This window comes from Streptomyces sp. NBC_00316 (genome assembly GCF_036158715.1).
Classification (GTDB): Bacteria; Actinomycetota; Actinomycetes; order Streptomycetales; family Streptomycetaceae; genus Streptomyces.
The window spans coordinates 2,149,005-2,174,888 of record NZ_CP108023.1 but is presented as its reverse complement, the minus strand read 5'-3'; the positions used below and the strand labels follow the sequence as shown (position 1 = coordinate 2,174,888).

The following is a 25,884-nucleotide window of genomic DNA, read 5'->3' as shown; positions in this document are numbered from 1 at the left end:
AAGCACCGCCCGATGACCTCGGCGCCGGACGGAACATTAGACTCAGCGGATCGGCATGCTCGACCAGCTCAAACGCAAGGAGGCACGGGTGGCCCTGCTGACCCGCATCGGGGGACCGCGCGACCTGGACCGGCTCAGTCTCGAGCAGCTGGACCAGCTCGCCGAGGAGATCCGGACCTACCTCGTCGACGCAGTCTCCAAGACCGGCGGCCACCTCGGCCCCAACCTGGGTGTCGTCGAGCTGACCATCGCCCTGCACCGGGTCTTCGATTCGCCGAAGGACAGGGTGCTCTTCGACACCGGTCACCAGAGCTACGTGCACAAGCTCCTCACCGGTCGCCAGGACTTCTCGAAGCTCAAGAGCAAGGGCGGCCTGTCCGGCTACCCCTCACGCGCCGAGTCCGACCACGACATCATCGAGAACTCGCACGCCTCGACCGTCCTCGGCTGGGCCGACGGCCTCGCGAAGGCCAACGAGGTACTGAAGAAGGACGACCATGTCGTCGCGGTCATCGGTGACGGCGCACTCACCGGCGGAATGGCCTGGGAGGCGCTGAACAACATCGCCGCCGCCAAGGACCGCCCGCTCGTCATCGTCGTCAACGACAACGAGCGCTCCTACGCCCCGACCATCGGCGGCCTGGCCAACCACCTCGCCACCCTGCGCACCACCGACGGCTACGAGCGCTTCCTGGCCCGCGGCAAGGACATCCTGGAGCGCACCCCCGTTGTCGGCAAGCCGCTCTACGAGACGCTGCACGGCGCCAAGAAGGGGCTGAAGGACTTCATCGCCCCGCAGGGCATGTTCGAGGACCTCGGCCTGAAGTACGTCGGCCCGATCGACGGCCACGACATCGAGGCCCTGGAGTCCGCGCTGCAGCGGGCCAAGCGCTTCGGCGGGCCGGTCATCGTGCACTGCCTGACCGAGAAGGGCCGCGGCTACACCCCCGCGCTCCTCGACGAGGCCGACCGCTTCCACGCCGTCGGCAAGATCCACCCCGACACCGGCCTGCCCGTCGCCACCTCCGGCCTCGACTGGACCTCCGTCTTCGGCGAGGAGATGGTCAAGCTCGGCAAGGAGCGCAAGGACATCGTCGCGATCACCGCGGCCATGCTCCAGCCGGTCGGCCTCACCGCGTTCGAGAAGGAATTCCCTGACCGGATCTACGACGTCGGCATCGCCGAGCAGCACGGCGCGGTCTCGGCGGCCGGCCTCGCCACCGGTGGACTGCACCCGGTCTTCGCGGTGTACGCCACGTTCCTCAACCGGGCCTTCGACCAGGTCCTGATGGACGTCGCCCTGCACAAGTGCGGCGTCACGTTCGTCCTGGACCGGGCGGGGATCACCGGCACCGACGGCGCCTCGCACAACGGCATGTGGGACATGTCGATCCTGCAGTGCGTGCCGGACCTGCGGATCGCCGCCCCGCGCGACGCCGACCAGGTCCGCGCCCAGCTGCGCGAGGCCGTCGAGGTCGACGACGCCCCGACCGTCGTCCGCTTCTCCAAGGGTGCGGTCGGCCCGTCGGTCAAGGCCGTCGGCAAGGTCGGTGGCATGGACGTGCTCCGCAGGCCCGACACGGCCCGCCCGGACGTCCTCCTGGTCTCCGTCGGTGCGCTCGCCCCGATGTGCCTGGAGATCGCCGATCTGCTCGACGCCCAGGGCATCACGACCACGGTCGTCGACCCGCGCTGGGTCAAGCCGGTCGACGAGGCCATGGCCCCGCTCGCCGAGCGGCACCGGGTCGTCGTCACCGTCGAGGACAACAGCCGGGCCGGTGGTGTCGGCTCCGCCGTCGCCCAGTCGCTGCGCGACGCCGGCGTCGACGTACCGCTGCGCGACTTCGGCATCCCGCCGCGCTTCCTCGACCACGCCTCCCGCAAGGAGGTCATGGCCGAGATCGGGCTGACGGCGCCGGACATCGCACGACAGGTCACGGGGCTGGTGGCCAAACTGGACGGCCGCTTCGAGAGCGATGCCGACACGCCGTCCGTGATCGAGCCCGCCCGGGACTGACCCGTACGAGCACCGACCCGTGCGCGGACGGGTGAGTGCGAGCGAAAGCGATACGGCCGATGGGCCGGTCGGACGACCCTGTACGGGTGGTCCGACCGGCCCATTCGCGTGAAATCGTCCGGCGACGGGCCCGTTGCCGCGGGTGCTGTCCCAATCATGGCGTCCACGACGAGTGCGTGGAGGTACGCCGGTGACTGCGCAGCAGGACACACCCCCCAGGAGCGACGGACTGTTCCGGACCAAGACGGTCGAGCAGTCCATCCGCGACACCGAGGAGCCGGAGCACGCGCTCAAGAAGTCCCTCTCCGCCCTGGACCTCACCGTCTTCGGGGTGGGTGTCATCATCGGCACCGGCATCTTCGTCCTCACGGGCAAGGTGGCGAAGGAGACGGCGGGGCCCGCCACCGCTCTCGCGTTCGTGGCCGCGGGTATCGTCTGCGCCCTTGCCGCACTCTGTTACGCCGAGTTCGCCTCCACCGTCCCGGTCGCGGGGTCCGCGTACACGTTCGCGTACGCCTCGCTCGGTGAACTGATCGCCTGGATCATCGGCTGGGACCTCGTGCTGGAATTCGCCCTGGGCACGGCGGTGGTGGCGGTCGGCTGGTCCGGCTACGTCCGCTCGTTGATGGACAACGTGGGCTGGACCATGCCCGAGGTGCTCGCCGGACCGGATGTGGCAACAGGATTCGGCTTCGACATCCTGGCCTTCCTCCTGGTCCTCGTCCTGACCGTGATCCTGGTGCTCGGCATGAAGCTGTCCGCCCGGGTCACGACGGTCGTCGTCGGCATCAAGGTGGCCGTGGTCCTGATCGTGATCGTCGCGGGGCTCTTCTTCATCAAGGCCTCCAACTACCAGCCCTTCATCCCGCCGGCGCGGCCGCAGCCCACCGGATCCGGGCTCAACGCGCCGCTGATCCAGCTGATCTTCGGCTACGCGCCCACCGACTTCGGCGTCCTGGGCATCTTCACCGCCGCCTCCGTCGTGTTCTTCGCCTTCATCGGCTTCGACGTCGTGGCCACCGCCGCCGAGGAGACCAAGATCCCGCAGCGCGACATGCCGCGGGGCATCCTCGCCTCGCTCTTCATCTGCACGGTGCTCTACGTCGCCGTATCGCTGGTGGTCACCGGCATGGAGCACTACACCCAGCTGTCGGTGAGCGCGCCGCTGGCCGACGCCTTCAAGGCTGTCGGGCATCCCTTCTACGCCGGGACCATCAGCTTCGGAGCGGCGGTCGGCCTCACGACGGTCTGCATGATTCTCCTGCTGGGGCAGACCCGGGTGTTCTTCGCGATGAGCCGCGACGGGCTGCTGCCGCGCTTCTTCTCGAAGACGCACCCGAGGTTCGGCACCCCGTACCGCCCGACCATCCTGCTCGGCGTGATCATCGCGATCATCGCCGGATTCACCAGCATCAACGAACTGGCGACGCTGGTGAACATCGGCACCCTCTTCGCGTTCGTGGTCGTCGCCCTGGGCGTCATGGTGCTGCGCCGTACCCGGCCCGATCTGCACCGCGCATTCCGCACCCCGTGGGTGCCGCTGCTTCCGATCGTCTCCGTCGCGGCCTCGGTGTGGCTGATGCTCAACCTGCCGGCGGAGACATGGCTCCGGTTCGTCGCCTGGATGGTGATCGGGGTGGCCATCTACTTCGTGTACGGGCGCAGCCACAGCCGGATCGATGTGCCGGCCGTCCGGCCGTAGCGTAGACCGACCGGCAGATGGGGGGCGGCGTCGCGGGGCTGGGCACGCACATCTGCGGCGTTGTCGTCGGTCACCAACGCTCCGCGTTGACTCCCTCCGCCGCCTTGCAGCTGCACGTACCCAGCTCCGCTCCTTCTCCCACCCCCCATTTGCCGGTCGGTCTCAGTCCGTACGCGGCCGGACGGTACGCGGGCCCGCGCACCACGCCCCGCACGCCTCGACCCGCTGCCGCAGTTCCCGGTCGGCCGTGACCACGACACAGTCACGGTCCGCGGACCGTGCCGCCTCGGCGGCGGCGAGCTCGACGATCAGGTCGTCACCGCTGCCGGGCGCCGACTCCACCCGTACCCCCGGCACCGACTCCACACCGCGGGCCGCGCCCTCGACGACCAGCACGAGCTCCACGGGGCCGGGATGCCCGGGCACCCCGGCCGCGGCCAGGGGGACCAGGGCATCCCGCAGCCGCTCGGCCGCGCCCAGCCGGTCCCGCCACCAGCCGTCGGGTACCGACCCGACCACATTGGCCGCGTCCACGATCACCAGGGTCGGTTCGCTCACCATGCCGGAAGGGTGCCACGCACCGACCGGCCCCTGGCTCGTCGGCCACAGATGGCGGGGCATTTCTTTGCCGAGTTCGGGAGCATGATCGCCCGAGCGGGACGGGTCGCCCGAGCGGACGGATGGCGATTCCGTTTCCTTCGAACGGTGATTCTATGATGGGCGTTCCCGACTTCCGCGTGTCGGCCGCACAACAGGCCGCAGAACGGGAGCGGACAAACATGGGAAGGATGACCTCACGACATGCGGGTCAGGTCGGGGCGTGCCGCCCAAGGGAAGGCCTCGGGAACGGGCACCCTTCGGAACACCGGGAGCGAGCAGCGGGAGGCCGAGTCCCCGGTCGACGGACGCTGGCTCGTCCAGGGCAAGGACGGCAGGCTCACTGCCTACGCCCGCAATCGGGACGGGCTCCTGCGCTGGACCGAGGAGCATCCGGGCGGACCTCGATGGCAGGGTCCGGACTTCATTCCGGTTCCGCATCTGACGCACCTCGGCATCGCGCAGGGCGCGGACAGCTATGTCCACTTCTTCGGGCGCCGGTCGCTGGACGAGGACAAGGGCCTGCCGACCGTCGACATCGTGCACGCCATCCAATACCAGACCGGCCGCCCCGTCACCTCATGGCGGTCACTGGGCAACCCGCACAAGGACGCCGAACGAGCCGCACGGATCGGCCCCCCGGCGGCCGCCGTCACTCCGTCCGGCGCGGCGAACGTCTTCGTCCGCAACGCCGGCGGCGGCATGATGCTGCGCCGCGAGGGCAAGAGCGCCAAGTGGGAGGCGTGGACGGACCTGAAGGGCAGCCTGGCGCAGGACACCATGGCCGTGCCGGTCGCCGAATCCGGGCGGATCGAGCTCCTGGTACCGGGTAGCGGCCATGCCATGAGGTGGACCCAGAGCGAGGCCGACGGTGCCTTCGAAAAGGCGCCGAACATCCCTGCCGAGATCGCTCCCGGCGGCGTGGCCGCGCTGGAGACCGCCCCGGGCCGGAACACCTTCTACTGGACCGACCCCACCACCGGTGGGATCGTCGCACACCGGCTGGGCACCGCGGTCATCCCGCTCGGCGGCACCCCGGCCGAGGGGCCGATCACCGTGCTGCGCGCGTTGCTGGACGGCTACGACTGCACGATCCTCGCGCACCGCGACCTTGACGGGCACGTCATGCTCGCGGCCTGCGGAACGGAGAACGAGGGCGGCGGACTCTGGTGGTCGCCGACGGGCGAACGGACCGCCGCGACGCCGGCGTTGGCGCTCGATGTGCACGGACGTGTGGTCCTCGCCATGATCGGGGCGGACGGCCGGCTGTACGTGGCCCGGCAGAACCGCGAACCGGGTCTGGCGATGGATCCCGCCGAGCGGGTGTGAGCGGGCCCGGGACCGGCTGACAGGGCGCGCCGCAGCGGTCTGCGCCGACGTCCTGCTGGGGCCTGCCGCGTGCGGGCCGTAGGAGCAACACGTCGTTCATGGCCCAGCGGACCGGGGGCCCGGAGCGGGCGGGATCGCGTTCGTGGTTGCAGGCAGGGCGGCGGCGCATGCTGATCCGTACCCGTGGCACCGACTCCACACCGCGGGCCGCGCCCTCGACGACCGGCACCGGCTCGACGGGGCCCGGGGTGCCCGGGTAGCCCCGGCCGCGGCCGGCGGGACCAGGAAGTCCCGCAGCCGCTCGGCCGCGCCCGGACGGTCCCGTCGCCCTCTGCCCCCTTCGGTCAGCGAGGCGCTCTCGCGGCGTCACCCCGACCACGTGGGCCGGGGCCACGGTCACCAGGGCCCGTTCGGTGGCCATGCCGGAGGGGTGCCACGCACCCGCCGTCACATGGTTCGTCAGCCGCCGGTGGCGGGGGACTTCTTCGCGGACTCCGGGATGGTGCCGTCCTTGCGGATGGCCTTCCAGAGGTCACCGGACTGCGGCTGGGCAGCCACCACGCGGTTCGGGTCCTGCTTGTCGTACTCCACCGGAAGCATGATCGTTTCCATGGTGCTCGGGTCCACGCCGTTCATCGACCGGGCGAACTCCGCCAGGGACTTCAGCGAGGCGAGGCCCGAGTCGGTGGTCAGCGACTTGGTGGCCGAGTTGGCGATCTTGTACGAGTTGGTCGGACTGCTCAGCAGATCCTGCGACTTGACCTCGCTCAGCAGCGCGAGGAGGAACTGCTGCTGGAGACCGATCCGGCCCAGGTCGCTGCCGTCGCCGATGCCGTGCCGGGTGCGGACGTACGAGAGGGACTGGGTGCCGTCGAGCTTGTGCGGGCCGGCCGTGAGGTCGAGGCCGGACGACGTGTCGTGGATGTCCTGCGGAACATCGACCGTGACCCCGCCGATGGCGTCCACCAGATCCTTGAACCCGGCGAAGTTGATCTCCAGATAGTGGTCGATCCGGACGCCGGACATCTTCTCGACGGTCTTGACCACACAGGCCGGACCGACCTGTGAGTAGACGGAGTTGAATATCACGCGGTTCGCGGACGGAGTCGTCGAACCGTCGGCCTTGGTGCACTCGGGCCGGGTGACGAGGGTGTCGCGCGGTATGGACACGGCGACGGCCCTGCTCCGGCCCTCGGGTATGTGCACCACCATCGCGGTGTCGGACCGGGCGCCGCCGACGCTGCCGCCGCCGCCCAGCGCCTTGTTCTCCGCACCGGCCCGCGAGTCGGAGCCGAGCACCAGGAGATTCTGACCGCTGGTGGGCAGCTTCTCCGGACGGTCGTCGCCGAGCGCCTTGTTGATGTCGACGCCCTTGATGTTCTTGTCGAGGTGGCTGTACAACCACCAGACGGTGCCACCGGCGGCGAGCAGCAGCACGAGCACGATGCTGAGGGTGATCTTGAGACCGCGGCGGCGCTTGCGGGGCGTGCCTCTTCGGTTCCGTCCGCCGCCGTGAGAGGTCGAACGACTGTCGCGCGGGCCCGGTGTCATGGCGTCGTGGCTCATCGTGGTCGAGTCCTCAATCTCATTGCCCGGGGTGGGCGGTGAAGTGCGTGGGACTCGGGTGGGGGGCGTGACCGGTCCGTGTAAGCATGACTGACCGAGCACTATAGAACAGAGGATCGTGCGAATGTGTGTTTTGGTTCTCGTCATCCTGACGTGAGCACTCGAACTGTCATTCGCTCGCGACTTGGTTGATTACGGGCGGGGCGGGTTTCATCGGTGTGCACGTGGTGCGCGCCACGCGGGAGGCGGGTGAGCCGGTCGCCGTGCACGACGACCTCTCGACGGGCGACCGTTCGCGGGTTCCCGCGGACGTTCCGTTCGTGCAGGGATCGACGCTCGATGCAGCTCAACTGCGACGCACCCTGACGGATCTGTCGGTGCACGGCGTGGTCCGACTCGCGGCGAAGAAGCAGGTCGCCGAGTTCGTGGAACGCCCGCTGTCCTACTGCCGGGAGAACGTGCAGGGTCTGTGGACCCGGCTGGAGGCGGTCGCCGACAGCGGTTGCGCGCCTTCCTGTTCTCGTCCTCGGTGGCCGTCGACGGCATGCCCGGTGTGCGGCTTGTGACGGAGGACACTCCGTGCGACCCGGTCAACCCCTACGGCGAGACCGAGCTGACCGGTGAGTGGATGGAGCGCGCCGCGGGGAGGCGCAGGGCATCGCCACCGCCTCGATGCGGTACTTCAACGTTGCCGGCGCGTTCACACCGACCCTCGCCGACACGGGCGTCCTCAACCCGCGCAGCCGGCCGCGGCGCGAGCACTCCTCGACCGTGAGCCGGGCACCGACCTGATCGTCGACATCCGCCGCGGGGAGGGTGTCTCCGTGCGGGAGATGATCGAACTGATTGGGGAAGTGACCGGATACAGTGCCGCCGCCACACCCGTGAGTGCCCGCGCCGGGCCGGTGCCCCTGCCCGTCGTGGCCGCCGCCGACCGCATCCGCGGCGAGCTGGGTTGGCACGCGGAGCACGATGAGCGTGCCGAGGTCGCTTCCGCATGGGCCGGGTGGTGTCTGCGGATGCTGCAGGCGCGGCGCTGAACCGGGTGCCGACGACCCGCCGGGGGCAGTTGACGCTGAGCATATGATGTGTCGGCCCCGTGAGGGCAGGATGAACAACCGGTGAGGCAGAGAGGGTGTTACGGGTCATGCGGAGAAGAGGATCGGACTCCGCGAGCAGTGCCCCCCCTCTCGCTCCGTCGTCCGGGCGCCATCAGGTGTGCGGAACGCCGCGTGGCCGCTGGATGACGCTCGGCAAGGACGGCAGGCTTACGCTCTACGCCCGTACGGACGGCGGTCTGTTGCGCTGGACGCAGCAGAGCCCGGGCGGGGACCGGTGGGACGGCCCGGACTTCGTGCCGATCGCGGACCTGACGGACCTCACCATCGTTCAGGGTGCCGACTCGTACGTGCACTTCCTCGGGCGGCGCGAGCGCCGTGGTTCCGACGGGCCGAGCGTGGACATCGTGCACGCGGTCCAGTACCAGACCGGCCGTCCCGTCGCCGAATGGCGCTCCCTCGGCAACTTCTACCGTGACCGGGAGACGGGCCGGAAGGTGAGTGCGCCGGCCGGGGCTGTCGACGCACGGGGGACGGTCTTCGTCTTCGTGCGCAACGCGGGTCGCGGACTGCAGGTGCGTCGCGAAGGGAAGGGCGGCAAATGGGGAGCCTGGCAGGACCTCAAAGGCGCCGGACTTGCCGCCGACATCGTGCCGTCGGTGACCTCGCGCGGGCTCGTGGAGGTCTTCGCACCCAGTGATCGCGGGGCGCAGCAGTGGCGTCAGGACGAACCGGACGGCCCGCTGCTGATCGTTCCGCCCTTGCCGTTCCATGCTCTGGAGGGTTCCGCGACGGCGCTGGAGACTGCGCCTGACCGTCTCACCTACTACTGGACCGATACGAACAGGACGGGGGTCGTCTCCTACCGGGCGGGCACTTGGCCCGTGCCGGTGGGCGGACAGCCTGGGGACGGCGCCGTCGTGGCATTGCGCACCCCGCTCGACGGCTATGACTGCACGGTTCTCGCGCAGCGCGGGGCGGGCGGCACCTTGCTGATCGGGGTCTGCAGTACCGAGGGTGAGCAGGGTGGCGTCTGGTGGTCGGACACCGCCGAGGAGTGCGTCGGTGATCCCGCGCTCGCCCTCGACGGACACGGTCGCGTCGTCGTAGCGGTTCGCGGGCGGAACGGGGCGGTGTCCGTCGCCCGACAGGAACCGGGCCCGGGGCTCACGCTCTCGCCGCACTGGCACCGGCTGTGATCTGACGGCACCTTCTGCAGTGCTGGGCGACACCGGCGCGTCGCCTCGATTTCATGTGGTGTTCTCGTGAAGTTATAAAAGGTTGTACGAACACCTAGTGGGATTCATCACGGGGTAAATGTCGTATATATCCACTTCATTGGCTGGACGTTGATCGGTTCTTTATGTGAAGGTTCTGTGACTCGCTCGCGGGTGAGCAGGTGTGACCGTCCAGCGGGGCGGTCTCAATGGGGATGACAGGTTTCGGTCTCATACCGTCCGTCGTCCGGGCACGAGGTGGTGCCTGGTCGCGTCAGACGCTGGACCGCAGTGGCGTGGGTGGTGGATGCCTCGTGGTCGGTTCCGGCAATCCGGAGGCGGGATCGCTGGTTTCGGCGTACCGGTCCGTGATGCCGGCGGGCGCACGAAGAGGCATCGTCCGCAAGGTGCCGGCCCCGCTGCGCTCCGCCGTGAAGTCCTCGTTCACCTCGGTCGACGCCATCCGGTCGGCGACGGTCGTCTGGGCGATGGGCGGCCGCCGCAACGCGCCCCGGCACAGTGCGGCCTCCACGCGCCGGGTGGTGCGTTTCAAGGGCCGGCACATGCATGCCCTGCTCGTGGAAGGCGCCACGGCGTGGGCTGCCCGGGCCCGTAATCTGCACATTCTCATCGCCACGCTGGAGGCCGGGGGGATCGACTACTTCTGCGTCCGCGGTGCCACGAACGACGTTCCGACGGTCGCGGTACCCGTCGGGTTGCGCGAGTCGGCGGAGGAGATGCTCCAGATCGCATTCGAACAGACTCCGGGCTACGTGGGCGCGGCCACCGCATCGGAGTCGGGCATGCGACCTGGCGACGACGACAGGTCCTGGCGCCAGTTGCGCAGGCACGACGCCCTCCGGGTCGCCTGGTACGTCACCGACCCCACCGAAGAGCTCGTCTTCGGCGCTGATCAGGGCTGTGACCTGGAGTTCTGGGCGGAACGAAACGGCCGGTTGGAGGCACCCCGCCCCAACCGGGTGGTGGACGAGGTGCCGGTCGACGCACCACGCCACACCGTCCCGCAGGCCCTGTTCGCCCTGGTGCCCGGCGCCTACACCACGGGCAGCGCGCGTACGGTAGCCGAATTCACCCAACCCCTGGCAGAGGACCACCTCTTCCCCATCGACGTCGTCTACACCTGGGTCGACGACTCCGACCCCAAATGGAGCGCCGAACGCGACGCCGTCCGCTCGGGACGGATGGGCGGCCCGCCTCAGGCCCTGCATGCCCAGGCAGCCAACGACGCGCGCTTCACCAGTCGCGACGAACTGCGCTACTCCCTGCGCTCCCTGCACCAGTACGCACCCTGGGTCCGCACCGTCTATCTGGTCACCGCGGGACAGGTGCCCGGCTGGCTGGACACCGATGCCCCAGGCATCCAGGTCGTCGACCACCGCGAGATCTTCTCGGACCCCGCTGCTCTGCCCACATTCAACTCACACGCCATCGAAAGCCAGCTGCACCACATCGACGGCCTGTCCGAGCACTTCCTCTACCTCAACGACGATGTGTTCCTCGGCCGCCCGGTCGGCGCCGAACGCTTCTTCCACACCAACGGCCTGACCAAGTTCTTCCAGTCCAAGGCACTCATACCGAGCGGCCCCGCGGACACGGACGACCTGCCGGTGAACGCAGCGGGCAAGAACAGCCGGGCACTGATCGAGCGGTCCTTCGGCACCCGTATCGCGCAGAAGATGAAGCACACCCCGCATCCGCTGCGCCGTAGCATCCTCGCCGACATCGAGCTGGTCTACAGCGAGGAACACCGCCGCACCCAGCACTCCCGCTTCCGGTCCCCCGAGGACGTCCCGATCGCCTCGTCCCTGCACCACTACTACGGCTTCCACACCGGCCGTACGACCGTCGGGAACCTGCGCTACCAGTACATCGACCTCGCCGCCGACCAGGCCCGACGCCGCCTGGACAACCTCCTCGCTCATCGGAACTTCGACACGTTCTGCCTGAACGACACCGTCGAGCATGCCGACCCGGAGGCTCAGGAGCGCATGGTCAGGAATTTTCTCGACGCATACTTCCCCGTCCCCAGCCGCTTCGAGCGGGTGGACTCGGACGAGTACCGCAACGCTAACCGGTCGATCCGGTCACGGAAGGCCGAAATCAAACGGTGAGCGAACCGCTCCCCCTGCCGCAGCACCCATCCCCCGTAACGAAAGTGAACCGCGTGTTTGACACCTCCAGCCGAGAAACGGCTGGCGAGACCGCCATGGGCACCGGCCCTCGCCCGGAGCCCAAGCCGGCGCAACTGCGCAGGAGCCGTACGGAGCGGCAGGTCGTCGTGGACATGTACAAGCGTGTCGCGCTGGTGCACGACCGTCTCACACCGCTCGCCGCGCGTGAGCTGAACAACCTGGAAGTCCGTCGCGCCCTGGAAGCCGAGGGGATCGACTGGTTCGCGGTGCCGGGCCTCGACGACACCGCCTCCGCGGTCGGCGTCGACGCGCGTCGACGCCCTGAGGTCCTGGCGGCGCTGCGCGCCCGCCTGTCCAACAGCAGGGGCTACATCGCCCGCCCCAAGGCCGGGATGGCCCCCGGCGACGGCGCGTGGGACGGCTCCTCGGACAAGACCTGGGAGCGGGCGAACGGCCTGTCCGTCGTGCGCGCTTTCTGGTTCCGCACCACGGAGGAAGGGCACCTGACGCATGGTGCCGATACGGGCTGTGACATCGAGTTCTGGGAGCCCGAGGAGAGCGTGCCCGGCCAGGGAGTCGACCGCCTTGTCGCACCCCGCCGCAACCGCGCCAGCGAGCACGTCTTCCTCGGCCACCAGCAGATTGTCGTCCCTGGAGAGCAGATGACCAGGCTCGTGGGCCGGGCCCACGAGTCCGAGGTGCCGCCGCTGCGCCCGACACGCACCCGCCCCGAACTGGACATCCCCTTCCCCGACGAGCACCCCTTCCCCATCGACGTCGTGTACACCTGGGTGGACGGCGACGACCCGGCCTGGCAACGGCGCCGCGCCGAGAGCCGCGGTGAGGTCTTCCATGCGGAGGCGGCAAGCCTGGCCCGTTATGTCTCCCGCGACGAGCTGAAGTACAGCCTTCGCTCGGTGCGGATGTTCATGCCGTGGGTGCGGAACATCTACATCGTCACCGACCAGCAGATTCCGCACTGGTGGGCCGACGGCGACGGCAGGGCCCGGGTGGTGGACCACCGGGAGATCTTCGACGACCCCTCCCACCTGCCCACCTTCAACAGCCATGCGATCGAGTCCAGGCTGCACCACATCCCCGGACTGTCGCGCCACTTCGTCTACTTCAACGACGACATGTTCATCGGCCGGACCCTCACTCCCTCCGCGTTCTTCCACCCCAACGGCATCGCCAAGTTCTTCCCGTCCCCGGCACAGGTCCCCTATGGCCCCCCGGAGCCCGATGAGGTGCCCACCTCGGTCGCCGCGAAGAACAACCGTCGGCTCATCCAGGAGCGCTTTGGCCGCACGCTCGTACAGAAGATGAAGCATGTGCCGTACGCGCTCAACCGGGACATCCTTGCCGCCATCGAACGGGACTTCCCCGAAGAGCACCGGCGCACCTCCGCCAGTCCCGTGCGGAGTATCTCCGACCTGTCCATAGCCTCCTCGCTGCACCACTACTACAGCTACTACTCGGGGTGCAGCCTGCCCGGCGACCTCCGGTACGGCTACTTCGCGCTGGACGATCCCGAGCTGGAGCACAAGCTGGAACTGCTGCTGCTGCGCCGGGACCGGGACACCTTCTGCCTCAACGACTCCGCGAGCGACCCCGCCGAGATCGAGCACCAGAGTCAGGTGCTCCACCGGTTCCTCGAGGCCTTCTACCCGGTGCCGAGCCCGTACGAGAAGACGGCGGCCTGAGCCATGAACATCGAAATCCTGGTCCATACCCTGGCCACCGATTCCATCGGCGCGCGGGCGGCTGCCCGGCTCGCCCAGTCCCTCGTCGCCAGGCACCGGGTGACCGTCGTCACCGTGCGAGGCGCCGCCGCACCGCACCCGGGGCTGCGGCTCCCGGAGAACGTCGACGTCCTGGCCCTCGCTCCCTCGGTCGGGGCCGGCGACCGGGACGACGACGACACCTCACAGCTCGTCATCGCCGGCGACCCCGAGTTCCGGCGCTACAACCGCGCCGACGACGGAAGGCTCCGCAAGCACCTGTCCGCGAGCGGTGCCGACGTGGTGGTCGCCCTCAGCTCCGCACTCGGTGCGGCCCTGGCTCAGTGCCGCGTACCCCACGCGCGGCGCATCGCCCGCCAGCCGGTACCTGTCGAGCGACTCCCGGAGTCGGTGCGCGCCCGCTGGACGGAGCTCTACCGCGAGCTGGACGCGGTCGTCCCGCTCACCCAAGGCGACGCCGCCGCCCCCGAGTACCAAGCGCTGCGCGCCGCAGGCGTCGAGGTGCGCCACATTGCTGAGCCGGTGCTGCTTGCCGAGAGCCCGGACAAACCGACGACAGGTGTGGTGATCAGCGCCGGGCGGCTGATCTCGCACCGGCGCGTCGACTTGGCGCTGCACGCCTTCGCCCAGACCCGTGCGGCTCAACCGGGCTGGCAGCTGAGGGTCGTCGGCACCGGGCCGCTGCGCCGTGAGACCCGCGAACTGGTCACCGCGCTGGGACTCCATGACCATGTGCTGCTGTTCGACCGGGAAGCCGGCGAAGAGGACTTCTACGACGCCGACATCGCCCTGGTGACCGCGGAGCGCGTGGACAGTGCTCGTCCGGTGTTGGAGGCGCTCGCCCAGGCCACGCCCGTGGTCGCTACGGAGGTGCCCTACGGAGCTCCCGAGGTGCTGGCCGAGGGCCACGGCGGGCTGCTGGTGCCGGTCGGTGACGTCCATGCCACGGCCCGCGCTCTGGAGCGCTACATGGCGGACGAGCGACTGCGCTCCGCGCATCGGGCCCAGGCCCTGCGGACCGCACAGTCCGCAGGCACGGAGCAGGTCGGCGACGCGTACGAGGAACTGTTCAGGACGGTCAAGGCCGGGATACGCGGCCGCTGGGGCAAGGGGCGGCGCACGGGCGGCGGCGCGCCCGCCGAGGCCCGCCCCCTCCCCACCGCTGACAGCCGGGTGCTGCCGAACGGCGCATGGGAGGTCACCTTGCGTGGCGTGTCCGGTGCCCGCACCGTGCGCGTCAAGGAGCAGGGCAAAGGCCGCGAGGAAGTGGTCGACTTCGCCGTCGAGAGCGGCGGGACCCGGGCCCTGATCGACGCTCGCGCGCTTGCCGTGCTGGGCGAGGGACGCGCCGATCTCTACGTGGTGGACGGCAGGGGCAAGGAGAGGCGCCTGCGCTACGGGCGGTGCACGCTCGGCGGGGCACGCGACGTCGGACACCTGAGCGACCTGGACCACTTCCACTGGGTCCTGCCGTACGCGACCGAGGGCGGCTATCTGCGTCTGCGTGTCTGGTCCCGGCCGAGCCATGCCGAGCTGGTGGCCGTCGACTACAGCGACACGAGCCTGTGGCTGACGGGCTGGCTGCAGGGGGAGTGGCAGCTCGGCGGCGAGCTGTTGCTGCTGCTGCGTCGGCGCCAGGAGCCCGCGCGCACGCTGGAAGCCGGTCGGGTGCGCTTCGAAGATGGCTGGTTCGGCGCGGAATTGAACATGGACGAGGCCATGAGGGCCCGGCTGCTCATGCGCGAGAACTGGGACGTGCTGCTCACCGACAGCAGCGGCAGCGAGCCGGTCAGGGTGGCGCGCATCGCCGACGACCAGGTGGTGAGGCGCGATGTGCAGCGCTTCCCGGAGCTGGTGCGGGAGGAGCCGACGGACCTGTTCGGCCCCGACGTCGGCCGTGCCGTCGTCGGACTGCGCCCCTACTTCACCGCGGACAACGAACTCTCGCTCGTGGTGACCGAGCATCACTGACAGAGCGGCCCCTTACAGACCTCGAGAATGCCGAAGGACACTTGTGCGGATCTCGTTCCTGCTCCACAGCATCGACAATTTTGGCGGGGTACCGCGGGCGACCAGCAGTCTGGCCTCCGCGCTGGCGGTCCACCACGAAGTGGAGATCGTCTCGGTTTTCCGTACAGCGGACCGGCCGTCCTTCCCGCCGTCCAGCGGCGTGACCCTGCGCTACCTGGCCGACCGGCGCGAGGGGGCGGCGAAGGCCAAGGGCGGCAAACCGTCCCGGATCATGCCGCGAGAGGACAGCTGGGCCGACCATTACACCCAGGAAGTCGATGACCTGATCCTCGGTCACCTCGGCAGTTGCAGCGCCGATGTCGTGATCGCTGCCCGGCCGGCGTTCGCCGCGTATTTCATCGCCCATGGACGACACGGCTACGGGCGCGTGGTCATCGACCACGAGGGCTCGATGGTGCCCTCTCAAGAGCTGCGCGAGCGCACTCTGGAGCTGTACCGCGAGATGGACGGCGTCGTCTGCCTCACCCAGGCCGACTTGAACAACTACCAGCGGCAGCTGGGCGATCAGGCGCCCCTGCTCGCAGCCATCGGCAACATCGTGCCGCCGCCGGCCCGGCACGCCCCTGTGCGCGGCCTGCCGCTGATCGCCGCCGCGGGACGGCTCGTGCCGGACAAGGACTTCGACACGCTGATCAACGCGTTTGCCCAGGTCGCCCCCTACCACCCGCAGTGGCGGCTGCGCATTTTCGGCCGCGGGCCCGAGCACGCACGGCTGCAGGACCTCGTGCACGCGCACGGGCTCAGCGACGCCATCCGTCTCATGGGCGCGCTGCCCGACCTCACAGCGGAGTGGGACAAGGCTGCGTTCGCGGTGAGCGCGGCCCGCCGCGAGTCCTTCGGCTTGACCATGGTGGAGGCCATGCACCATGGGCTTCCGGTTCTCGCGGCCGATGCGCCCTTCGGCCCCGGCGAGATCGTCGTCCCCGGCCGCAACGGCATCCTGGTGCCGGTCGGTGACGAGGAAGCCATGGCCCAGGCGATGCGCCACCTCATCGAACAGCCGGCCGAGCGGGAGAAGCTGTCCCAGGGCGCCTACGCCACGGCCCCGCTCTACAGCGCCGAGCGCATCGCCTTCCGCTACGACGCGTTCCTGCGGGATGTGGCGGCCTCGGTACCGAAGGAACGTACGGCCGCGGTTCCGTCCGTCGTCCCGGCCGTTGTCCCGGCGGAGGTACTGGTGCGCGGCGACGGCACTATCGAGGTCCGCGCCTTGCTGCACCCCGGCACAGAGCCCCCCGCGCTGTGTGTCACCCTACGCAAGGCCGAGACACTGGTCAGGCTGGCTGCCCTCGGGACGTCGGTGGACGAGACCACGGGCACTCTGCGGTCGGTGTACGCGATCCCTGCCGAACCACCGGTCCTCGCCGAGGGCCGTTATGACATCGACCTGGAGCTGCCGGACGGCCGGCGCCAGCCGCTCGCCGTGGAGGGCGTCCACACCGGTGGTCTGCTGATCCGGCGGATTCCGGCGGAAGGTCCCGCGTACTGGCCCGTGCCCTATCGCACCGCGGACGGCCATCTGTCGATTTTCGTGCGTCATCGCGTGGAGCATGCCGAGGTACATGCCGTGCTGGTGGGGCAGGACGGTTGGCTCGTGCGCGGCGGCCTGGTCGTTCCGCCGGGCACCGATCTCTCCGGTCTTCGGCTGGGGGCCATGCCCCGCAAGGGGAGTGCAGCGTCCACCGTGTCGGGCCAGGTTTCCGTGGGACACGACGGCGCCTTCGAGGCGCATCTGCCGTTCGCCGGGGTGGTGGCCGCCTCGTCGGGCGGCCACGACGACTGGGACCTGTGGCTGGAGCGTGAACCCGGTCAACCGCGTATCCGGTTGGCGCGCTTCTTCGACGACATCCTGGAGCGCAAGCGGATCGATGTCTATCCCACGCAGCGCTGGCACCACCCGACGCAGGGCCCGGCGCGCGGAAGGGTCTTCTTCACGCCTGGCAACGAGCTGTCCTTCACCGTCAGCCCCGACAAGGCCTGACCCCCTTCTTTCCGGCCCTGGATCCCCGGCCTCGGGCCCGGCTCCGGGCTTCCGTCCCGTCACATCGTCATATCCGCCGCCCGCTGTGGAGTACACGTTCATGCCCACGCACCACCGCCGCACCCGCAAGGCCGTCATCCCGGCCGCGGGTCTTGGCACCCGATTCCTCCCCGCGACCAAGGCGACTCCCAAGGAGATGCTCCCGGTCGTGGATCGGCCCGCCATCGAGTACGTGGTGGCGGAGGCCGTACGCAGCGGACTCGATGACGTGCTCATGGTCACCGGCCGTAACAAGCGGGCCCTGGAGGACCACTTCGACCGTGCCTACGAACTGGAGCATCTGCTGGAGCTGAAGGGCGACCTCGGCAAGCTGCGCCAGGTCCGTGAGTCGAGCGAACTGGCCGACGTCCACTACGTGCGGCAGGGCAACCCGCTCGGCCTGGGCCACGCCGTCCTCTGCGCCGAACCGCATGTCGGCGACGCCCCGTTCGCGGTGTTGCTCGGCGACGACCTCATCGACGAGCGCGATTTGCTGCTCGCCCGGATGCTGGAGGTCCAGGAGCAGCGTGGCGGTAGCGTCGTGGCGCTCATGGAGGTCGAGGACGACCGGACGCACCTGTACGGATGCGCAGCCGTGGCCCCCTCGGGCGATGAGGCGGACGACGTATTGGCCGTCACCGATCTCGTGGAGAAGCCCGAGCCCGGCACCGCGCCCAGCAATCTTGCCGTGATCGGGCGGTACGTCCTCGCCCCGCAGATCTTCGAGATCCTGCGCAAGACCCCGCCGGGCCGCGGCGGTGAGGTCCAACTGACCGATGCCCTAAGACAGTTGGCCCTTGATCCGACTCTCGGTGGTCCCGTGCATGCGGTGGTCTTCCGCGGTCGCCGCTACGACACCGGGGATCGCGGCGACTACCTGCGTGCCGTCGTCCGGCTGGCCTGCGAGCGCGAGGACCTCGGCCCGGAATTCCGTGCCTGGCTGAGCGAGTTCGTGCAGGAAGAGGGCATCCGTTGACTTCCGCCCCCGCCCTGAAGGACTCCGTTGGAAAATGCGTAAACCGGGCTCGTCGGCTTGCTGAGGTTGACATGATCGTTCTGTTCGTCGGAGCGAGGGGGGCTGGGTGTCGCTGGAGTCTCGGGACGACCGTGGGGTGCCGGAGCTGACTGCTCGGGTCGTGCGGGCATCGTTCCCGAAGGGGACACTGGCTGTCCGCGTGCGTGAAGTGCTGGGCCCGCTGTTCGAAGACGATTCCTTCGCTGGGGCGTTTTCGTCACGGGGTCGTCCGGCGGTGTCGCCGGGGGCGCTGGCGCTTGTGTCGGTGCTGCAATACGCAGAGGGGCTGACCGACAGGCAGGCCGCTGACCAGGTGCGGGCCCGCATGGACTGGAAGTTCCTCCTTGGTCTGGAGCTGGACGATTCGGGGTTCGACTTCTCCGTGCTGAGCGACTTCCGCGCCCGGCTGATCGAGCACGGCCTGGAGGAAAAGGTCCTGGACCTGATCCTGGAGCGGATATCTGACCTCGGGCTGCTGCGTTCCGGGGGGCGTCAGCGCACCGACTCCACCCATGTTCTCGCGGCCGTGCGGACGTTGAACCGGATGGAGTTCGTCGGCGAGACCCTGCGCGCGGCGCTGGAAGCCCTGGCCGCCGCCGCCCCAGCATGGCTGTCGCCGCTGGTCACCGCCGACTGGGCCAAACGCTACGGCGCCCGGATCGACTCCTACCGCTTCCCCAAGGGCGACAACGTCCGCGCCGAGTGGGCCGGGCAGGTCGGCAGGGACGGCCTCACCATCCTGGAGGCCGTCTACGCACCCCAGGCTCCCGCGTGGTTACGGGAAGTCCCCGCTGTCCAGGTCCTGCGCCGGGCCTGGGTGGAGCAGTACCACCGCGACGGCGAGGAGGTGCGCTGGCGGGAGGGCAAAGACCTCCCGCCGGGCAGACGCCGCCTCGCCTCGCCCTACGACCCCGACGCCCGCTACGCGACCAAGCGCGGATCGGGCTGGTGCGGCTACAAGACCCACCTCAGCGAGACCTGCGAACCCCACGCCCCGCACCTGATCACCCATGTCGTCACCACGGACGCCACCGTCGCCGACACCGAGGTCACCGCAGCAGTCCACCAGGGCCTGGCCACACGTGAACTGCTACCCGATGAGCACGACGTCGATGCCGGCTACGTCACCGCCGCCCACATCGTGGCCGCGCGCGACGCACATGGGATCGAGCTGCTGGGGCCGGTCGGGCTGGATACGTGCCACGAGAACTACGAGGGTGAGCACTTCACGCAGAGCGCGTTCACGATCGACTGGGAAGCCAAGAACGCCGTCTGTCCCCAGGGCAAGATCAGTGCCAGCTGGTCCGACCAGCGCAAGAGCAGTGGCACTCCCGTCTCACGGGTGCACTTCACCGCCCAGGACTGCGCGGCCTGCCCGGTGCAGGACAAGTGCACCAAGGCGGCGAACGGCAAGTGGGGCCGAAGCCTGACCCTGCTGCCCCAAGACCAGCAGGCAGCACTGGAAGACCGACGCCGCGAACAGCTCACCGACCAGTGGCAGCAGCGCTACAACATCCGCGCCGGAGTGGAGGGCACCATCTCCCAGGCAATCCGGCGCACCCGCATCCGCCGGACCCGTTACACGGGCCTGCCCAAAACCCACCTCGGACACATCTTCGCCGCCACCGCCATCAACATCATCAGACTCGACGCCTGGCTCAGCGAAACACCCCTAGGCCAAACCCGCACCTCATACCTCGCCCGACTCCAACTCGCCGCCTGACGACAAGATCACACCCGCCGGTTTACGCATTTTCCAACGGAGTCCTGAAGGGCGGGGATTCCTGCCACAGTCGGTTGACGGTCTCGGTGGGTTCCTGCTTCTTCGCGCTGTGCCGGGATCAGGGATCCTGGTCTTATCTGCGTTCGACGGGCTGATACCGCCAGTCCGGCGGCCTTGGCGACGTCGACCGCCGCGTTGATGTCCCGGCCAGGGACGGTCCCGCACCCTTGGCACTGCCAGACGCGGATGTGCAGGGGTTTGGGGCCGTCCTTGGTACCGCAGACGGAGCAGACCTGGCTGGTCGGCTCGAAACGGCCGATCCGGACGAAGACCCGCCCGTAGAGGGCGGCCTTGCACTCCAGCATCGCGACGAACGACGCCCATCCCGCGTCATGCACGGATTTCGCGAGGCGTGTGCGGGCGAGTCCGTCACCGCCAGGTCCTCCACGGCCACCGCTTGGTTCTCGCGGATGATCTGTGTGGAGAGCTGGTGGTGGAACTCGCGCCGTGCATCAGCCGCCTGCGCATGCACACGGGCGACCTTGAGACGGGCCTTCTCCCGGTTCCTGGAACCCTTGGCCTTGCGGGACAGGTACCCGGAACTGGTCCGCCGTCGATGCTGCCGACGGCAGCGAAGACGGCCGCGACCGGAGTGATGTCAGTCGGCCGCGCGGGAGGGCCGAAGCAATGAGGGCCGTACGGGAGTGATCCCGTACGGCCCTCACCGCGTTCGCAGTGGTCCTGCTACGCCGGGACGCTCGCCACGCCCTGTGCCAGGAACTTCTTGCCGTTCACCCGCTCCGAGACGCCCTCGCGGTCCAGGTACGGCGTGATGCCGCCCAGGTGGAAGGGCCAGCCCGCGCCGGTGATCAGGCAGAGGTCGATGTCCTGGGCCTCGGCGACGACGCCCTCGTCCAGCATCAGGCCGATCTCCTGCGCCACCGCGTCCAGGACGCGGTCGCGGACCTGCTCCTCGGACAGGGCGACGTCGCCCTGCTTGAGGAGTGCGGCGACCTCCGGGTCCAGCTCCGGCTTGCCGGAGTCGTACACGTAGAAGCCGCGCTTGCCGGCCTTGACCACCGCGGCCAGGTTCTCGGAGACGGTGAAGCGCTCCGGGAAGGCGCGGTTCAGGGTCTCGGAGACGTGCAGGCCGATGGCCGGGCCGACCAGCTCCAGGAGGACCAGCGGGGACATCGGCAGGCCGAGGGGTTCGATGGCCTTCTCGGCGACCTCGACCGAGGTGCCCTCGTCGATGACGTTCTGGATCTCGCCCATGAAGCGGGTGAGGATGCGGTTGACGACGAACGCCGGGGCGTCCTTCACCAGCACCGCGGTCTTCTTCAGCTTCCGCGCCACACCGAACGCCGTGGCCAGCGAGGCGTCGTCGGTCCGCTCGCCGCGGACGATCTCCAGCAGCGGGAGGATCGCGACCGGGTTGAAGAAGTGGAAGCCGACGACCCGCTCCGGGTGCTGCAGCTTCGACGCCATCTCGGTGACCGAGAGGGACGAGGTGTTGGTGGCGAGGATCGCGTGCGCCGGGGCGACCGCCTCGACCTCCGCGAACACCTGCTGCTTGACGCCGATCTCCTCGAAGACGGCCTCGATGATGAAGTCGGCGTCGGAGAAGCCCTCGGCCTTGTCCAGCACACCGGAGACCAGGGCCTTGAGGCGGTTGGCCTTGTCCTGGTTGATCCGGCCCTTGCCCAGCAGCTTCTCGATCTCGGCGTGGACGTAGCCCACACCCTTGTCGACGCGCTCCTGGTCGATGTCGGTGAGGACGACCGGGACCTCGAGGCGGCGGAGGAAGAGAAGAGCGAGCTGCGAAGCCATCAGGCCCGCGCCCACCACGCCGACCTTGGTGACCGGGCGGGCCAGGCTCTTGTCCGGGGCACCGGCCGGGCGCTTGGCGCGCTTCTGGACCAGGTTGAAGGAGTAGATCCCGGAGCGCAGCTCGCCGCCCATGATCAGGTCCGCGAGGGCCCGGTCCTCGGCGTCGAAGCCGGCGCTCAGGTCGCCGTCCTTCGCCGCGGCGATGATCTCCAGTGCGCGGTACGCGGCCGGGGCGGCGCCGTGCACCTTGGCGTCCGCGATGGCCTTGCCGCGGGCGACGGCCTGGTCCCAGGCGTCACCGCGGTCGACCTCGGGGCGCTCCACCACGACCGTGCCGTTCAGCACGTTCGCGGTCCAGATCAGCGACTGCTCCAGGAAGTCCGCGCCCTCGAAGAGGGCGTCGGCGATCCCGAGCTCGAAGACCTGCTTGCCCTTGAGCTGGCGGTTCTGGTTCAGCGAGTTCTCGATGATCACCGAGACCGCGCGGTCGGCGCCGATCAGGTTCGGCAGCAGGGCGCAGCCGCCCCAGCCGGGGACCAGACCGAGGAAGACCTCGGGCAGCGAGAACGCGGGCAGCGCCTTGGAGACGGTGCGATAGGAGCAGTGCAGACCGACCTCGACACCGCCGCCCATCGCCGCGCCGTTGTAGTACGCGAACGTCGGGACCGCGAGGCTGGAGAGGCGCCGGAAGACGTCGTGGCCGCCCTTGCCGATGGCGAGCGCGTCGTCGTGGTTCTTCAGCAGCTCGACGCCCTTGAGGTCGGCGCCGACCGCGAAGATGAACGGCTTGCCGGTGATGCCGATACCGGTGACGGCGCCCTCGGCGGCCTCCTTCTCGACCTGGTCGATGGCGGCGTTCAGGTTCGCCAGCGACTGGGGTCCGAAGGTGGTCGGCTTGGTGTGGTCCAGGCCGTTGTCCAGCGTGATGAGGGCGAACCTGCCCGCACCCGCGGGCAGGTCGAGGTGGCGTACGTGCGCCTGCGTGACGACCTCGTCGGGGAACAGCTCGGCCGCGCCCTTCAGAAGCTCAGTGGTGGAGCTCACTTGCTGCCTCCGTCGAAGTTCGGGTTCTCCCAGATGACCGTCGCGCCCATGCCGAAGCCGACGCACATGGTGGTCAGGCCGTAGCGGACCTGCGGCTGCTCCTCGAACTGACGGGCCAGCTGCGTCATCAGACGCACACCGGACGAGGCCAGCGGGTGGCCGTACGCGATGGCGCCGCCGTACTGGTTGACGCGCGCGTCGTCGTCGGCGATGCCGTAGTGGTCGAGGAAGGCGAGCACCTGGACGGCGAACGCCTCGTTGATCTCGAACAGGCCGATGTCACCGATCGACAGACCGGCCTTGGCGAGGGCCTTCTCCGTCGACGGGATCGGGCCGTAGCCCATGACCTCGGGCTCGACCCCTGCGAAGGCGTACGAGACGAGGCGCATCTTGACCGGGAGGCCGAGCTCGCGGGCGACGTCCTCGGCGGCCAGCAGCGAGGCGGTGGCGCCGTCGTTGAGACCGGCGGCGTTACCGGCCGTCACGCGGCCGTGGGCACGGAACGGGGTCTTCAGACCGGCCAGGGACTCCAGCGTGGTCCCCGGACGCATCGGCTCGTCGGCGGTGACCAGGCCCCAGCCCGTCTCGCCCGCCTCGGCGTTGGTGCGGCGCACGGAGACCGGCACCAGGTCCTGCTGGATCTTGCCGTCGGCGTACGCCTTGGCGGCCTTCTCCTGCGAGCGGACCGCGTACTCGTCGGCGCGGAGCTTGGTGATCTGCGGGTACCGGTCGTGCAGGTTCTCCGCGGTCATGCCCATGAACAGGGCGGACTCGTCGACCAGCTTCTCCGATACGAACCGCGGGTTCGGGTCCACGCCCTCGCCCATCGGGTGGCGGCCCATGTGCTCGACACCACCGGCGACGACGACGTCGTACGCACCGAAGGCGATGGAACCGGCCGTCGACGTGACGGCGGTCAGGGCGCCCGCACACATGCGGTCGATGGAGTAACCGGGGACGGACTGCGGCAGACCGGCCAGGATTCCGGCGGTCCGGCCCAGCGTCAGGCCCTGGTCGCCGATCTGCGTCGTCGCGGCGATGGCGACCTCGTCGATACGGGCCGGGTCCAGGTCCGGGTTGCGGCGCAGCAGCTCCCGGATGGCCTTCACGACGAGATCGTCGGCGCGGGTCTCGTGGTAGATGCCCTTCGGGCCCGCTTTGCCGAACGGGGTGCGGACGCCGTCGACGAAGACGACGTCCCGGATGGTACGAGGCACGATGGCTCTCCTCCAGGGTGCGGGATGGCACTGCTGCGCGGCTCGCCCGCAGGCGCGCCGCCACCATCATGCTACTTGCGGGTAACCAGACTGCCCACCCCTCACGACGGGAGCGGCGAAGGTCACATGGCGGGGCGGGGGCAACCTGGCGTGATTCCGCTCATCCCCGGCGCCTCCCGGCATGCGAAAACGCCCCCGGCCAGGTCGGCCGGGGGCGTTTTCGACGTACCGCGTCGCGCAGAGGCGCGCACGAGCGCGCAGGAAGGAGCCCGCGATCAGGCTGTCGCCGACGTCAGGGCGTGGAGCATGAGCGGCGCGACCTGTTCGACCTGCCACCGCCGCGCCCCGTACGCGGTGAGCGCGTCCTCGACCGCGCCCGGCGTCGGGTTCTTCGGCGGTTCCCAGCAGATCCGGCGCACCGTGTCCGGCGTGATCAGGTTCTCCTGCGGCATGTGCAGCCGCTCGGCGAGCTCCGACACGGCGGTGCGCGCCGCCGAGAGCCTGGCCGCGGCCGCCGGGTCCTTGTCCGCCCAGGAGCGCGGCGGCGGCGGGCCGGCGAGGGGCTGGCCGGGCTGCGGGAGCTCGGCCTCGGGGAGTTCCTTGGCCCGGTCGATGGCCGCCTGCCACTGCTCAAGCTGACGCCGGCCCATGCGGTGGCCGAAGCCTGGCAGGGTGGTCAGTGCCTGGGCGTTCGGCGGGAGGGAGAGGGCCGCCTCGACGATCGCGGCGTCGCCGAGGACCTTGCCGGGTGAGATGTCACGGCGCTGCGCGATCTGGTCACGGGCGGTCCACAGCTCCCGTACGACCGCCATCTGACGGCGGCGGCGCACCTTGTGCATGCCGGATGTGCGGCGCCACGGGTCCTTGCGCGGGGGTGCGGGCGGCGCCGAGGCGATCGCGTCGAACTCCTCCCGTGCCCACTCCAGCTTGCCCTGCCGGTCGAGCTCGTCCTCCAGGGCGTTGCGCAGATCGATCAGCAGCTCGACGTCGAGGGCGGCATAGCGGAGCCAGGGGTCGGGCAGCGGACGGGTGGACCAGTCGACGGCGGAGTGTCCCTTCTCCAGCGAGTAGCCGAGGACGCTCTCGACCATGGCGCCCAGGCCCACCCGTGGGAAGCCGGCCAGTCGCCCGGCCAGCTCCGTGTCGAAGAGCCCGGTGGGCGCCATCCCTATTTCGCGCAGACAGGGCAGGTCCTGGGTGGCCGCGTGCAGGATCCACTCGCTGCCGCTCAGGGCCTCGCCGAGCGACGTCAGGTCGGGGCAGCCGACCGGGTCGATCAGCGCACTGCCCGCGCCGTCGCGGCGCAGCTGGACGAGGTAGGCGCGCTGGCCGTAGCGGTAGCCGGATGCGCGTTCGGCATCGACGGCGACGGGGCCGGTGCCCGCGGCGAAGGCCGCGACCACCTGGGCGAGGGCGTCGTCGGAGGCCACCACCGGGGGAATGCCCTCGCGAGGTTCGAGCAAGGGGATCGGCGCCGGGGCGACGTCGGCCGGGGGAGCGCCCCCGGTGGTTCGCAGTGAAGTGTCTGCTGCGGTCTCTTGGGCGTCGGTCACGTGTCAAGGGTATCTGTGTATGCACGGCGCCCGTCGACGGAACGTTCCGTCGACGGGCGCCGATGAATGT

Annotated in this window: 15 protein-coding genes and 3 pseudogenes; 11 read left to right on the top strand and 7 right to left on the bottom strand. The window is 69.6% G+C overall.

The genetic code is table 11. From position 1 onward, the window contains the following. The first annotated feature begins 88 nt into the window (after window positions 1–88). Both dxs and OG878_RS09565 read left to right on the top strand, forming a co-directional pair. Complete coding sequence (dxs, locus tag OG878_RS09570) at window positions 89–2,017, top strand: 1-deoxy-D-xylulose-5-phosphate synthase (protein WP_328891193.1); 1,929 nt, start codon at window positions 89–91, stop codon at window positions 2,015–2,017. Between the two features lie 190 nt (window positions 2,018–2,207). After that, a complete protein-coding gene (locus tag OG878_RS09565) occupies window positions 2,208–3,719 on the top strand; it encodes an amino acid permease (RefSeq protein WP_328886388.1) in 1,512 nt (503 codons plus the stop codon). A gap of 162 nt (window positions 3,720–3,881) precedes the next feature. On the opposite strand, the gene OG878_RS09560 is transcribed toward OG878_RS09565, so the two are convergent. Next, complete coding sequence (locus OG878_RS09560; RefSeq protein ID WP_328886387.1) at window positions 3,882–4,280, bottom strand: NTP pyrophosphohydrolase; 399 nt, start codon at window positions 4,278–4,280, stop codon at window positions 3,882–3,884. 240 nt (window positions 4,281–4,520) lie between these two features. On the opposite strand from OG878_RS09560, the gene OG878_RS09555 reads away from it, so the two are divergent. Continuing rightward, a complete protein-coding gene (locus tag OG878_RS09555) occupies window positions 4,521–5,645 on the top strand; it encodes a hypothetical protein (protein ID WP_328886386.1) in 1,125 nt (374 codons plus the stop codon). 172 nt (window positions 5,646–5,817) lie between these two features. Here the strand turns inward: OG878_RS09555 and OG878_RS42225 are convergent. Both OG878_RS42225 and OG878_RS09545 read right to left on the bottom strand, forming a co-directional pair. Then, window positions 5,818–5,969 (bottom strand): annotated as a pseudogene (locus OG878_RS42225) (NTP pyrophosphohydrolase); the annotation flags it as partial. Window positions 5,970–6,104: 135 nt separating this feature from the next. Beyond that, entirely contained in the window at window positions 6,105–7,211 is a 1,107-nt protein-coding gene (locus tag OG878_RS09545; RefSeq protein WP_328886385.1) for an LCP family protein, read from the bottom strand. A gap of 224 nt (window positions 7,212–7,435) precedes the next feature. Here OG878_RS09545 and OG878_RS09540 point away from each other — a divergent pair. The 8 genes and pseudogenes from OG878_RS09540 (at window position 7,436) to OG878_RS09505 (ending at window position 20,170) form a co-directional block, all read left to right on the top strand. Next, window positions 7,436–8,251: pseudogene (locus OG878_RS09540) on the top strand (NAD-dependent epimerase/dehydratase family protein). A 203-nt stretch (window positions 8,252–8,454) separates the two neighbouring features. After that, window positions 8,455–9,468, top strand: a complete 1,014-nt coding sequence (locus OG878_RS09535) for a hypothetical protein (protein ID WP_328886384.1) — start codon at window positions 8,455–8,457, stop codon at window positions 9,466–9,468. Between the two features lie 389 nt (window positions 9,469–9,857). Beyond that, on the top strand, window positions 9,858–11,618 hold the full coding sequence (locus tag OG878_RS09530) for a stealth family protein (RefSeq protein ID WP_328886383.1): 1,761 nt from the start codon (window positions 9,858–9,860) through the stop codon (window positions 11,616–11,618). A 53-nt stretch (window positions 11,619–11,671) separates the two neighbouring features. Then, window positions 11,672–13,342, top strand: a complete 1,671-nt coding sequence (locus OG878_RS09525; protein WP_328886382.1) for a stealth family protein — start codon at window positions 11,672–11,674, stop codon at window positions 13,340–13,342. Between the two features lie 3 nt (window positions 13,343–13,345). Continuing rightward, on the top strand, window positions 13,346–15,352 hold the full coding sequence (locus OG878_RS09520) for a glycosyltransferase (protein WP_328886381.1): 2,007 nt from the start codon (window positions 13,346–13,348) through the stop codon (window positions 15,350–15,352). A 43-nt stretch (window positions 15,353–15,395) separates the two neighbouring features. Further along, window positions 15,396–17,393, top strand: a complete 1,998-nt coding sequence (locus OG878_RS09515) for a glycosyltransferase (protein ID WP_328886380.1) — start codon at window positions 15,396–15,398, stop codon at window positions 17,391–17,393. A 100-nt stretch (window positions 17,394–17,493) separates the two neighbouring features. Further along, window positions 17,494–18,408: a UTP--glucose-1-phosphate uridylyltransferase GalU gene (gene galU / locus OG878_RS09510; protein WP_328886379.1), complete on the top strand. Its 915-nt coding sequence runs from the start codon at window positions 17,494–17,496 to the stop codon at window positions 18,406–18,408. A gap of 106 nt (window positions 18,409–18,514) precedes the next feature. Beyond that, window positions 18,515–20,170 (top strand): IS1182 family transposase, encoded by a 1,656-nt coding sequence (locus OG878_RS09505; protein ID WP_328886378.1) that lies wholly within the window; start codon window positions 18,515–18,517, stop codon window positions 20,168–20,170. 8 nt (window positions 20,171–20,178) lie between these two features. On the opposite strand, the pseudogene OG878_RS09500 reads toward OG878_RS09505, so the two are convergent. The 4 genes and pseudogenes from OG878_RS09500 to OG878_RS09485 all read right to left on the bottom strand — a co-directional run. Continuing rightward, a pseudogene (locus OG878_RS09500) lies at window positions 20,179–20,765 on the bottom strand (RNA-guided endonuclease InsQ/TnpB family protein); the annotation flags it as partial. A 149-nt stretch (window positions 20,766–20,914) separates the two neighbouring features. Next, the gene (locus OG878_RS09495) at window positions 20,915–23,044 is read right to left on the bottom strand and encodes a 3-hydroxyacyl-CoA dehydrogenase NAD-binding domain-containing protein (protein ID WP_328886377.1); all 2,130 of its coding nucleotides are present in this window, start codon (window positions 23,042–23,044) and stop codon (window positions 20,915–20,917) included. After that, complete coding sequence (locus OG878_RS09490) at window positions 23,041–24,261, bottom strand: thiolase family protein (protein ID WP_328886376.1); 1,221 nt, start codon at window positions 24,259–24,261, stop codon at window positions 23,041–23,043. Before OG878_RS09490 ends, OG878_RS09495 begins: the two co-directional genes overlap by 4 nt. A gap of 275 nt (window positions 24,262–24,536) precedes the next feature. Then, window positions 24,537–25,814 carry a ribonuclease D gene (locus tag OG878_RS09485; protein ID WP_328886375.1) on the bottom strand — a complete coding sequence of 426 codons (1,278 nt, stop codon included), beginning with the start codon at window positions 25,812–25,814 and terminating at the stop codon, window positions 24,537–24,539. Between the last annotated feature and the right edge of the window lie 70 nt (window positions 25,815–25,884).